Here is a 12,072-nt window from a genome sequence, read left to right as displayed (position 1 = left end):
TGACTGGAGGTTCGGTCCGGATAGACAAGTTTCAGCCTTTAAACCTCGCCTCATCGGGCTCAGCGCAGGTGAAGAGCAAGCATAGACAGTCCAGTCTTATGGCCGTAATGCTAATGCGAAACAACGACTCGTAGCCATCCTTTGCGTACACCCCCCACAAAACAGGTTTTCCAAAACTCCGAACGCAAAAAAATCCCCGATCAAGCCGTGACTGGATCGGGGCAGTTGCGTTACTGGAGGAGCTGTTGCGCGAGGGTGACCAAACCGTCGTGATTCAGCTTGGGGCCAGTGTGCCCAGTCCAGGCCTGGGCAAGTTAGCCGAAAACGACGCCCCCATAGTCATTCATGACATCGCGACCATTTGCCCTTGCCGCCGCTTCGACCGGCTACCAGAATCGAGTCACGACCCCAATCCCTGAACAAGGAAAAGCGTCATGATGTATGCCGATTTGATCGACCAGGAAGACCTGCTGGGCCAGCTCAAGGCCCTGGGCCTCCAGATACCCAGCGGCTCCACTGCCGAACAGGCATGCGAGTGCGCCGTGCGGGGATTGGACATTACCCGAGCCAATGAACTACGCCGGATGGTCAAGGACATGTACACCAGCAGCGCGACCATTCTGCCGGACGTGCGCCGGGCGATTGATCTGCAACTGTTGCCGGCTTTGGCGGAATATCAGAAAAACCAGAGCGTCTGAAAAACCAATCGCGAGCAAGCTTTGCTCCCACGGATCTCTGAGGTGCACGCTGTCTACCTCACCCAGAAGATCCCCTGTGGGAGCAAAGCTTGCTCGCGACGAAGGCGCCCTAGAGCCTCACACTGGCGAACGTCGACTCATTACGTGCCTGGCTCAACGCCGACAGCGGGCCGGACAGTGGCGACAGCACCAGGGCCTGTGGCAGCGGCATCATCGCTACCTGTTGCGCAGTGTTGGAACCTACGCGCTCGTCGCGCGGTGGAATGCCGAAGTATTCGCGGTAGCACTTGGAGAAGTGCGGCGTGGAAACGAAGCCGCACACCGACGCCACTTCGATGATCGACATCGGCGTCTGCTTGAGCAGTTGCCGCGCCCGGATCAGCCGCAGCTTGAGGTAATAGCGCGACGGCGAGCAGTGCAGGTATTTCTGGAACAAGCGCTCCAGCTGACGCCGGGAGACGGCGACGTACACCGCCAATTCGTCCAGGTCGATCGGCTCCTCGAGATTGGCTTCCATCAGCGCGACAATTTCCTGCAACTTCGGCTGATTGGTGCCAAGCATGTGCTTGAGTGGCACGCGCTGATGATCCTGCTCGTTGCGAATGCGCTCATAGACAAACATCTCGGAGATCGCCGCCGACAGCTCGCGGCCGTGATCGCGGCTGATCAGGTGCAGCATCATGTCCAGTGGCGCGGTGCCGCCGGAACTGGTGAAGCGGTTACGGTCGAGGGTGAACAGCCGGGTGCTCATCGATACTCGCGGGAAGGCTTCCTGCATCGCCGCCAGACATTCCCAATGCACACTGCAATCGAAGCCATCCAGCAGGCCCGCACAGGCCAACGCCCAACTGCCGGTGCAGACCGCACCGAGGCGCCGGGACTGACGGGCCTGGCTTTGCAGCCACGACACGTGTTCACGGGTGACGGTGCGCTGGATGCCGACACCGCCACACACAATGACGGTGTCAATGGGCGGCGCTTTGTGCATGGAGGCGTCCGGCGTGATTTGCAAGCCATCACTGGCCCAGACCTGGCCGCCATCAACGGTGAGAGTGGTCCAGCGGTACAGCTCACGACCGGACAGCTGGTTGGCCATGCGCAGCGGTTCCACCGCGGACGCCAGGGAAATGAGCGTGAAATTATCCAGCAGCAAAAAGCCGATGGATTGAGGCGCACGGTTCTGGGATTGAGCCCCTGAGTTGGACGTCGTCATCGCGGTATCTCCTCACACAAAGCGGGTGATGGCCTCAGGCGGAGGCTCTTTTTATTGGTTGGTGCCCTCAGTCTCTACACAAGAGACGGGCTTTACATCGATAGAGCAATTGCCATGCCTAAATTGAATGCGTGTTCAATAAATCCTGAAAACGACATCGCGGCCAGTCTAAATAAGGCGCGCGATGAGTGTGGGTTATGGGTGCCATCAGTGGCGACTGGCACCCGTCACAGTAGGCCGTGAGCAGAACGGTATCACTTGTGGGAACTGGGCTGCGCCACTCGCGCGACGGGTATCACCACAAGTGCGAATGACGAACGGTCGAGGGACGAACAGCGCTGGGTCCGACAAACGGTGCCATGTCTGTTTGCGACGCGCTAAAAGGTGGCGCGTTTGTGGATCGGTGGGCATTTTGTGAGCGATATGCGATCTCCTCTGGAGCAGATCAGCACTCCACCGCACTGACCGCCAGTCCACCGCGCGATGTCTCTTTATATTTGTCATGCATGTCGGCGCCGGTATCGCGCATGGTGCGGATCACCCGGTCCAGGGAGATGAAGTGCTGGCCGTCTCCGCGCAGCGCCATCTGCGCGGCGTTGATGGCTTTAACCGCGGCTATCGCGTTGCGCTCGATACACGGCACCTGCACCAGGCCGCCCACCGGATCGCAGGTCAGGCCGAGGTTATGTTCCAGGCCGATTTCCGCCGCGTTGCACAGTTGTGCGGGCGTCGCGCCGAGAATCTCCGCCAGGCCAGCCGCCGCCATGGCGCACGCCGACCCCACTTCCCCCTGGCAACCGACTTCGGCACCGGAGATAGAGGCATTCTTTTTACACAGGATCCCCACCGCCGCCGCACCGAGGAAGTAATCCACGACGTTGGCATCGGTGACCGCTTCGCTGAATTTCATGAAGTAATGCAGCACCGCCGGAATGATCCCCGCCGCACCATTGGTCGGGGCCGTGACCATGCGCCCACCGGCAGCGTTTTCTTCATTGACCGCCAGGGCGAACAGGTTGACCCATTCCATGGCACTGAGGGTCGAGCCGATGACATTGGGTTTGTTCAGCTCTTGCAGGCTGCGGTGCAACTTGGCTGCTCGCCGGCGCACATTCAAACCGCCGGGCAGGATGCCCTCATGCTTGAGCCCCTGCTCGACGCAGTCCTGCATCGCCCGCCAGAGTTTCATCAGGCCGCTGCGGATTTCCTCCTCCGAGCGCCAGACCTTTTCGTTGGCCATCATGAGATCGGCCACCCGAAGGTTATGGGTGCTACACAACTGGAGCAGTTCTTCGGCACTGGAAAAATCGTAAGGCAACTCGGTGACATCCAGATCCACCACGCCGCTGGACGCCTGGGCCTGATCGACGACGAAGCCACCACCGACGGAATAATAGGTGTCGCGATGCAACTCGCCGTGGTCACCCTCGGCCACCAGCGTCATTGCGTTGGGGTGGAACGGCAGGTTCTCGTCGAGCAGGCGCATGTCCCGGGACCAGACGAACGGCACCGGCAGACGACCGTCCAGCAGCAGGGTCTGGGTTTCACGCAACAATTGGATGCGCGTGCCAATCTGCGCCGGATCGATCGCGTCCGGCCACTCGCCCATCAAACCCATGATCACCGCGTTGTCGCTGCCGTGGCCGATGCCCGTTGCCGACAACGAGCCGAACAGTTGCACCTCGACCCGGCGCACGTCGTGCAGCAGCGACTTCGCCCGCAATGTTTCAACAAACAGCGCCGCAGCGCGCATGGGCCCCACGGTGTGGGAACTGGACGGGCCGATACCAATTTTGAACAGGTCGAACACGCTGATTGCCATTGCCGAGAACCTCCAGAACAGGCACATCCGGGCGCAGGAGCGCCCGGTGGCGGAGCTGCTACGCTCAACGCCGGGATGCCCGCATCATCGGGCTTTTGCCTTGGCGTTCGACGTCTGACACCGACGCAATCATGCCCACCGACGTCGCCCGCCCTTTGCCCCAGGTTTACGACGTTTTTTGCGTATCAGAGGCCAGCCAAGGGCGAAAAAAATCTGTAAGCGACGTCACTGACACTGGATGCGACCCTCCCTGTACTGGATACGACGCACCCTGTAGGCGACAGATTTGCACTGGTACATGATCGGTTACGGCTCGTTTGCAAGGCCGCGTGTCAGAGAGTGCTCACGCGCCCCCAACCGCAACATCCAAAAAAAGCGCGGAGGTCCTTGAACGGACACCGCCGATAAAACACCAGGAGTCCACCCATGAAAGGTTCCACGCCGTTGTTGTTGGCCGCCATGCTGAGTCTTCCGATGCTGGCCAACGCTGCTGAACCCGCGCAGTGCAGCACCGTCAACTTCTCTGATGTCGGCTGGACCGACATCACCGTGACCACCGCCACCACCAGCGTGGTACTCGAGGCCCTGGGCTACAAAACCAAGACCACCATGATTTCCGTACCGGTGACCTACAAGTCCCTGGCCGACGGCAAGAACATGGACGTGTTCCTCGGCAACTGGATGCCGACGATGGAAAACGACATCAAGGCTTACCGCGAAGCCGGCACCGTGGATACGCTGCGCGCCAACCTGGAGAACGCCAAGTACACCCTGGCAGTGCCCGAAGAGCTCTATAACAAAGGACTGAAAGATTTCGCCGACATCGCCAAGTTCAAGAAGGAACTGGACGGCAAGATCTACGGCATCGAACCGGGCAACGACGGCAACCGCCTGATCCAGAGCATGATCGACAAGAATGCCTTCGGTCTCAAGGACGCCGGCTTCAAGATCGTCGAGTCCAGCGAAGCCGGCATGCTGTCACAGGTTGATCGCGCCGAGCGCCGCAGCACCGCCGTGGTGTTCCTGGGCTGGGAACCGCACCCGATGAACACCCGTTTCAAAATGAAGTACCTCACCGGCGGCGACGAGTACTTCGGTCCGAACTTCGGCCAGGCAACCATCTACACCAATACCCGCAAGGGCTACGCCCAGGAATGCAGCAACGTAGGTCAGTTGTTGAAAAACCTGGTGTTCACCCTGGACATGGAAAGCACGCTGATGGGCAACGTGCTCGACGACAAGATGAAGCCTGACGCGGCCGCCAAGGCCTGGCTGAAGAAAAACCCACAGGTACTCGATACCTGGCTTGCTGGCGTGACCACCATTGACGGTAAACCTGGCCTGGAGGCCGTGAAAGCCAAACTTGCGCAGTGATGCTTTTATGCCGGGCGGGTTCGCTCGCCCGGGCTGTTTATTCCTTGCATGCGGATGTTCACTACCATGCTGATTGATCAGAAAATACCCTTGGGCCAGTACATCGCGGACTTCGTCGACTGGTTGACGCAACACGGCGCCAACACATTCGATGCAATCGCCATGTCACTGGAAACGATGATTCACGGCGTGACGTTTGCGCTGACCTGGTTCAACCCGTTCGTCCTGATAGGACTCATCGCCCTGCTGGCGCATTTCATCCAGCGCAAATGGGGCCTGACCGTTTTCGTTATCGCCGCCTTTCTGCTTATCCTGAATCTGGGTTACTGGCAGGAAACCATGGAAACCCTGGCCCAGGTGCTGTTCGCGACCCTGGTCTGTGTCTTGATCGGCGTGCCGCTAGGCATTGTTGCCGCGCACAAGCCGTTGTTCTACACCCTGATGCGTCCAGTGCTCGATCTGATGCAGACCGTCCCGACCTTTGTTTACCTCATTCCTACCCTGACCCTTTTCGGGCTGGGCGTAGTCCCAGGCCTGATCTCCACGGTGGTGTTCGCGATTGCCGCGCCCATCCGCCTGACCTACCTGGGCATCCGCGACGTTCCGGACGAACTGATGGACGCCGGCAAAGCCTTCGGCTGCTCCCGTCGCCAGCTTCTCTCACGTATCGAACTGCCGCATGCGATGCCCAGCATCGCGGCCGGTATCACCCAATGCATCATGCTGTCGTTGTCGATGGTGGTCATCGCCGCACTGGTGGGAGCCGACGGCCTGGGCAAACCCGTGGTCAACGCACTGAACACCGCTGATATCGCCCTGGGCTTTGAAGCAGGCCTGGCGATCGTATTGCTGGCCATCATGCTCGACCGAATCTGCAAGCAACCCGACGCCAAAGTAGGGGGTGACGCATGAGCATAATCCGCTTCGAAGAGGTCGACGTGATCTTCTCCAAAGATCCACGTGAAGCCCTCAAGTTGCTCGACCAGGGCATGACTCGCAACGAAATCCTGAAGAAAACCGGGCAAATCGTCGGTGTGGAAAAAGCTAGCCTGGACGTTGAAAAAGGCGAAATCTGCGTACTGATGGGGCTTTCCGGCTCCGGCAAATCCAGCCTGCTGCGCTGCATCAACGGCTTGAACACCGTCAGTCGCGGCAAGCTGTTCGTCGAGCACGAAGGCCGACAGATCGACATCGCCTCCTGCACCCCGGCCGAACTGAAGATGATGCGCACCAAACGCATCGCCATGGTGTTCCAGAAGTTCGCCCTGATGCCCTGGTTGACGGTACGCGAGAACATCAGCTTTGGCCTGGAAATGCAGGGCCGGCCGGAAAAGGAACGCAAGAAGCTGGTGGATGAAAAACTTGAGCTGGTGGGCCTGACCCAGTGGCGCAACAAGAAACCGGACGAGTTGTCCGGCGGCATGCAGCAACGGGTCGGCCTGGCCCGCGCCCTGGCGATGGATGCCGATATCCTGCTGATGGACGAACCTTTCTCGGCCCTCGATCCACTGATCCGCCAAGGCCTGCAGGACGAATTGCTGGAATTGCAACGCAAACTGAGCAAGACCATCGTGTTCGTCAGCCATGATCTGGACGAAGCCCTGAAGCTGGGCAGCCGGATCGCGATCATGAAAGACGGCCGGATCATCCAGTACAGCAAGCCGGAAGAAATCGTGTTGAACCCGGCGGACGACTATGTGCGCACCTTCGTCGCTCACACCAACCCGCTCAACGTGCTCTGCGGCCGCAGCCTGATGCGCACCCTGGACAACTGCAAGCGCATCAACGGTTCGGTGTGCCTGGATCCGGGCGGCGATTCCTGGCTCGATCTGGCCGAAGGCAATACCATCAAGGGCGCCCGGCAGAACGGCGCGGCGCTGGACCTGCAAAACTGGGCGCCGGGCCAAGCCGTCGAAGGCCTGGGCCGACGTCCGACCCTGGTGGACTCCAACATCGGCATGCGCGATGCGCTGCAGATTCGCTACCAGACCGGTAACAAACTGGTGCTTCACGATAACCAACAGGTTGTCGGGATTCTTGGCGACAGTGAGCTGTACCACGCACTGCTCGGCAAGAACCTGGGCTAAGCGAAACCGACGAAAACGCCGCGAGATGATCGCGGCGTTTTCGTTTGAGTGGTTCTGAACTGCTGACCCGCTGGACTTGGAATGCAAATCCCTTCTTCACAACAGCTATCAGCCTACATGCCAACCGACGAGTGTTATAAAGACCTCCCCAAAAGTCCTCGCCCCGGCAAATAGCGACGACTTGTCATAGAACTTATTTTTTGTTGATTGAACGTTCAATCAAAACAAAATAGACTGGCCTTCATTCCGATAGACCGCACTCGTCCATCGGATGGCCTAAGGAGATGTACCAGATGCCCAAGGTCGGTATGCAACCCATCCGCCGCCAGCAATTGATCGAAGCCACTATGCAAGCGGTCGATCAGGTCGGGATGGGGGACGCCAGCATTGCGCTGATCGCCCGTTTGGCCGGTGTCTCCAACGGCATCATCAGCCACTACTTCAAGGACAAGAATGGCCTGATCGCGGCCACGGCCCAGTACCTGATGAGTGTCCTGAGCGAGAACGTCACCGCACGCCGTCAGGCGTTGGAGGACCCAAGCCCACGGGCTCACCTGCAGGTGATCATCGAAGGCAACTTCGACGCCAGCCAGGTCAATGGCCCGGCAATGAAAACCTGGTTGGCCTTCTGGGCCACCAGCATGCACCACCCGTCTTTGCACAGGTTGCAGCGGATCAACGATCACCGTCTGTATTCCAACCTGTGTTGCCAGTTCCGCCGCGTATTGCCCCTCGATGAGGCACGCAGCGCGGCACGGGGCCTGGCCGCGTTGATTGACGGTTTGTGGCTGCGCGGGGCGCTGTCGGGAGACGCGTTCGATACCGCCCAGGCACATCGGATCGCTTACGAATACATGGATTTGCAACTGGCTAAAGCAGGGGTTTAAGAGCACACAGAACCGCTCGATTCCTGAACCGCCGCCGACCCGCGTAGTCAGCTGTAGAACGACACGCCCCGGTGGCCAGCCAACCACTCATGCACTTGCGAGGATTTTATGGCCCGTTTCGAACTGCAAAAACTCTACATCGATGGCGCGTACAGCGATGCCAGCGGCGACGCCACTTTCGAAGCTATCAACCCGGCCAACGGTGAAGTTCTCGCCCAGGTGCAGCGGGCAACAAAAGAAGACGTCGAGCGCGCCGTGGTCAGCGCCGAAAAGGGCCAGAAAGTCTGGGCCGCTATGACCGCCATGCAGCGCTCGCGCATCCTGCGCCGCGCCGTGGACATCCTGCGCGAGCGCAACGATGAACTGGCCGCCCTGGAGACCCTCGACACCGGCAAGGCCTACTCCGAAACCCGCTACGTCGACATCGTCACCGGCGCCGACGTGCTGGAATACTACGCCGGCCTGGTGCCAGCCATCGAAGGCGAACAGGTGCCACTGCGCACCACTTCGTTCGTCTACACCCGTCGCGAACCCCTGGGCGTGGTGGCCGGCATCGGCGCGTGGAACTACCCGATCCAGATCGCGTTGTGGAAATCCGCCCCGGCCCTGGCGGCCGGTAACGCGATGATCTTCAAGCCGAGCGAAGTTACCTCGCTGACGACCCTGAAACTGGCCGAGATCTACACCCAGGCCGGTGTTCCTGCGGGCGTATTCAACGTGCTGACTGGCAGCGGCCGTGAAGTCGGCACCTGGCTGACCGAACACCCACGCATCGAGAAAATATCTTTCACCGGCGGCACCGACACCGGCAAGAAAGTCATGGCCAGCGCCTCGAGTTCGTCGCTCAAGGACGTGACCATGGAACTGGGCGGCAAGTCGCCGCTGATCATCTTCGACGACGCCGACCTGGATCGCGCCGCCGACACCGCGATGATGGCCAACTTCTACAGCTCCGGCCAGGTCTGCACCAACGGTACCCGGGTGTTCGTGCCAAGCCACCTCAAGGCCGCTTTTGAAGCCAAGATCGCCGAACGCGTGGCGCGTATTCGCATCGGCAATCCAGAAGATGAAAACACCAACTTCGGGCCGCTGGTCAGCTTCGCCCACATGGAAAGCGTGTTGGGCTACATCGAAAAAGGCAAAGCCGAAGGCGCGCGCCTGCTGTGCGGCGGCGGTCGCTTGACCGACGGCGAATTGGCCAAGGGAGCGTTTGTTGCTCCGACCGTATTCACCGATTGCACCGACGAGATGACCATCGTGCGCGAAGAAATCTTTGGCCCGGTGATGAGCATCCTCACCTATGAAACCGAAGAAGAAGTGATCCGCCGCGCCAATGACACCGACTTCGGCCTGGCCGCCGGCGTCGTGACCCGCGACCTGAACCGCGCCCACCGGGTGATTCATCAGCTCGAAGCCGGTATCTGCTGGATCAACGCCTGGGGCGAATCGGCCGCCGAAATGCCGGTCGGCGGTTACAAGCAATCGGGTGTAGGCCGGGAGAACGGCATCAGCTCGCTGAACAACTTCACGCGCATCAAATCGGTACAGGTCGAACTGGGCGATTACAGCTCAGTGTTCTGAGCAGCGGTGAGCGGCGAGCTACAAGCTTCAAGTTAGAAGCAAGATCAAAAGCTGCTTGTGCTTGCCGCCCGCTTCAATCGCGCAGACACCGCTCGCTGCTTTTTCTTGCAGCTTGAAGCTTGGAGCTTGCAGCTCCCCCGGAGAACCTATGACTACAGAATACGACTACATCATCATCGGTGCCGGCTCGGCCGGTAACACCCTGGCCACCCGCCTGACCGAAGACGAGGGCGTCACCGTCCTGCTGCTCGAAGCCGGCGGCCCGGACTATCGCCTGGATTTCCGCACGCAAATGCCCGCCGCCCTGGCGTTCCCGCTGCAGGGTCGTCGCTACAACTGGGCCTACGAGACCGACCCGGAGCCACACATGAACGGCCGCCGCATGGAGTGCGGTCGCGGCAAGGGTCTGGGGGGGTCTTCGCTGATCAACGGCATGTGCTACATCCGCGGTAACGCCTTGGACTACGATAACTGGGCCAGGCTGCCGGGCCTCGAAGACTGGGCCTATCTGGACTGCCTGCCGTATTTTCGCAAAGCCGAAACCCGCGACATCGGCCCGAACGATTACCACGGCGGCGACGGCCCGGTCAGCGTGACCACGCCCAAGGCCGGCAACAACCCGTTGTTCCACGCCATGGTCGAAGCCGGCGTGCAGGCCGGTTACCCGCGTACCGAGGACCTCAACGGCTACCAACAGGAAGGTTTCGGCCCGATGGACCGCACCGTCACGCCCAACGGCCGGCGCGCCAGCACCGCTCGCGGTTACCTGGATGTGGCCAAGAAGCGCTCGACGCTGACCATCGTCACCCATGCCCTGACCGACAAGATCGTGTTCGAAGGCAAGCGCGCGGTCGGTGTGCGTTATCTGGTGGGCGCCGCCGAGGAGCGTGTCGAGGCCCGGGCACGCAAGGAAGTGCTGCTGTGCTCCGGCGCCATCGCCTCGCCGCAGATCCTGCAACGCTCCGGCGTCGGCCCGGCCAAACTGCTGGAAAGCCTCGACATCCCGGTGGTCCATGACCTGCCAGGCGTCGGTGAAAACCTCCAGGACCACCTGGAGCTGTACCTGCAATACGCCTGCACCCAGCCGGTCTCGCTGTACCCGTCGCTGCTCTGGTACAACCAGCCGGCCATTGGTGCCGAATGGCTGTTCAACGGCACCGGCATCGGCGCCAGTAACCAGTTCGAAGCCGGCGGTTTCATCCGCACCCGTCCGGACTTCGATTGGCCGAACATCCAGTATCACTTCCTGCCGGTGGCGATTAACTACAACGGCAGCAACGGCGTGAAGGAACACGGTTTCCAGGCACACATGGGCTCCATGCGCTCGCCAAGCCGGGGCCGGATCCAGGCCAAGTCCAAGGACCCGCGCCAACACCCGAGCATCCTGTTCAACTACATGGCGACCGAGCAGGACTGGCAGGAGTTTCGCGATGGCATCCGCCTGACCCGCGAGATCATGCAGCAGCCGGCGCTCGACCCGTTTAGGGGTCGCGAAATCAGTCCGGGCATCGACGTGCAGACTGACGAGCAATTGGACCAGTTCATCCGCGAGCACGCGGAAACCGCTTTCCATCCGTCCTGCTCGTGCAAGATGGGGGTCGATGACATGGCGGTGGTGGACGGCGAAGGCCGCGTGCATGGCATGCAAGGGCTGCGCGTGGTCGATGCCTCGATCATGCCGATCATCACCACCGGCAACCTGAACGCGCCAACGATCATGATCGCCGAGAAAATCGCCGACAAGATCCGTGGCCGCCAGCCACTGCCACGCAGCACCGCGCCGTACTACGTGGCCGGCGACGCGCCCGTGCGGGGTGAGCCGATGCGTGAAGTCGGGCCTCTGGCGCAGTAAGACGCCACACCGCCATCGCGAGCAGGCTCGCTCCCACAGGGAATCTGCGGCGGACACAGATCTTGTGCCCGACACCGTCAACTGTGGGAGCGGGCTCGCTCGCGAAGAGGCCATCACATCCAATATCTTCTCTGACTGTCGCACCGCTTTCGCGAGCAAGCCCGCTTGTGTCTTGCATCGTGATTAGACTGAAGGTGAGAGCGGTGGGTGGCAAGCTGAACGCCCGAAGTGCTTAAAGCACGTGTGGGAGCCCATGCTGCCACTCACCTCTCCACTCTGGTCATTGAGCCCGAACAGTTGAACGAGCCCACCTCGAACAGTTACAAGCGTGGGCCAAGCCAGAGCGCTCTCACCTTGAGTGTAAGAGGGTTTGGCCATGTTTTCCTATCCAGCAGGTATTGATGTTTCCAAAGACAGTCTTCAGGTTCAGGTTGATCTGTTAGATGTCGGGGTGAGTTGCCCTAACGCCGAGGGTGATTTCCCTGGATTAATTAGTTGGCTGTTGCTCCATCAGGTCGGTCGCGTGTTGCTGGAAGCCACAGGCGGTTACGAACGAAA

At 60.3% G+C, this 12,072-nt stretch carries 9 protein-coding genes and 1 pseudogene; 8 read left to right on the top strand and 2 right to left on the bottom strand.

The genetic code is table 11. The features are described 5' to 3' along the window. Positions 1-434: 434 nt before the first annotated feature. Positions 435-698, top strand: a complete 264-nt coding sequence (locus tag MA884_RS13460) for a hypothetical protein (RefSeq protein WP_256230986.1) — start codon at positions 435-437, stop codon at positions 696-698. 109 nt (positions 699-807) lie between these two features. Here MA884_RS13460 and MA884_RS13455 read toward each other — a convergent pair whose 3' ends face one another. Continuing rightward, positions 808-1,911, bottom strand: a complete 1,104-nt coding sequence (locus MA884_RS13455) for a GlxA family transcriptional regulator (protein ID WP_256230985.1) — start codon at positions 1,909-1,911, stop codon at positions 808-810. A gap of 445 nt (positions 1,912-2,356) precedes the next feature. Continuing rightward, the gene (locus MA884_RS13450; RefSeq protein WP_256230984.1) at positions 2,357-3,733 is read right to left on the bottom strand and encodes an L-serine ammonia-lyase; all 1,377 of its coding nucleotides are present in this window, start codon (positions 3,731-3,733) and stop codon (positions 2,357-2,359) included. Positions 3,734-4,159: 426 nt separating this feature from the next. Here MA884_RS13450 and MA884_RS13445 point away from each other — a divergent pair, with 426 nt between their 5' ends. The 7 genes and pseudogenes from MA884_RS13445 to MA884_RS13415 all read left to right on the top strand — a co-directional run. Then, a complete protein-coding gene (locus tag MA884_RS13445) occupies positions 4,160-5,107 on the top strand; it encodes a choline ABC transporter substrate-binding protein (RefSeq protein WP_256230983.1) in 948 nt (315 codons plus the stop codon). Between the two features lie 66 nt (positions 5,108-5,173). Next, entirely contained in the window at positions 5,174-6,019 is an 846-nt protein-coding gene (gene choW, locus MA884_RS13440) for a choline ABC transporter permease subunit (protein WP_256230982.1), read from the top strand. Beyond that, the gene (gene choV, locus MA884_RS13435; protein WP_256230981.1) at positions 6,016-7,194 is read left to right on the top strand and encodes a choline ABC transporter ATP-binding protein; all 1,179 of its coding nucleotides are present in this window, start codon (positions 6,016-6,018) and stop codon (positions 7,192-7,194) included. The genes choW and choV overlap by 4 nt, the downstream gene beginning before the upstream one ends. Before the next feature lie 293 nt (positions 7,195-7,487). Continuing rightward, entirely contained in the window at positions 7,488-8,081 is a 594-nt protein-coding gene (gene betI, locus MA884_RS13430; protein WP_256230980.1) for a transcriptional regulator BetI, read from the top strand. 108 nt (positions 8,082-8,189) lie between these two features. Next, complete coding sequence (gene betB / locus MA884_RS13425) at positions 8,190-9,662, top strand: betaine-aldehyde dehydrogenase (protein ID WP_256230979.1); 1,473 nt, start codon at positions 8,190-8,192, stop codon at positions 9,660-9,662. 148 nt (positions 9,663-9,810) lie between these two features. Then, positions 9,811-11,514, top strand: a complete 1,704-nt coding sequence (gene betA, locus MA884_RS13420; RefSeq protein ID WP_256230978.1) for a choline dehydrogenase — start codon at positions 9,811-9,813, stop codon at positions 11,512-11,514. Between the two features lie 376 nt (positions 11,515-11,890). After that, positions 11,891-12,072: pseudogene (locus MA884_RS13415) on the top strand (IS110 family transposase); the annotation flags it as partial.

The organism is Pseudomonas sp. Q11, from assembly GCF_024494355.1.
Lineage (GTDB): Bacteria > Pseudomonadota > Gammaproteobacteria > Pseudomonadales > Pseudomonadaceae > Aquipseudomonas > Aquipseudomonas hefeiensis.
The sequence above is the reverse complement of the archived record's forward strand: the minus strand, read 5'-3'. Positions and strand labels throughout refer to the sequence as shown.

Bases quoted from the DNA above. Each gene is read 5' to 3' on its own strand.
- MA884_RS13460 (WP_256230986.1), top strand. From the start codon at position 435: ATGATGTATGCCGATTTGATCGACCAGGAAGACCTGCTGGGCCAGCTC.
- MA884_RS13455 (WP_256230985.1), bottom strand. From the start codon at position 1,911: ATGACGACGTCCAACTCAGGGGCTCAATCCCAGAACCGTGCGCCTCAA.
- MA884_RS13450 (WP_256230984.1), bottom strand. From the start codon at position 3,733: ATGGCAATCAGCGTGTTCGACCTGTTCAAAATTGGTATCGGCCCGTCC.
- MA884_RS13445 (WP_256230983.1), top strand. From the start codon at position 4,160: ATGAAAGGTTCCACGCCGTTGTTGTTGGCCGCCATGCTGAGTCTTCCG.
- choW (WP_256230982.1), top strand. From the start codon at position 5,174: ATGCTGATTGATCAGAAAATACCCTTGGGCCAGTACATCGCGGACTTC.
- choV (WP_256230981.1), top strand. From the start codon at position 6,016: ATGAGCATAATCCGCTTCGAAGAGGTCGACGTGATCTTCTCCAAAGAT.
- betI (WP_256230980.1), top strand. From the start codon at position 7,488: ATGCCCAAGGTCGGTATGCAACCCATCCGCCGCCAGCAATTGATCGAA.
- betB (WP_256230979.1), top strand. From the start codon at position 8,190: ATGGCCCGTTTCGAACTGCAAAAACTCTACATCGATGGCGCGTACAGC.
- betA (WP_256230978.1), top strand. From the start codon at position 9,811: ATGACTACAGAATACGACTACATCATCATCGGTGCCGGCTCGGCCGGT.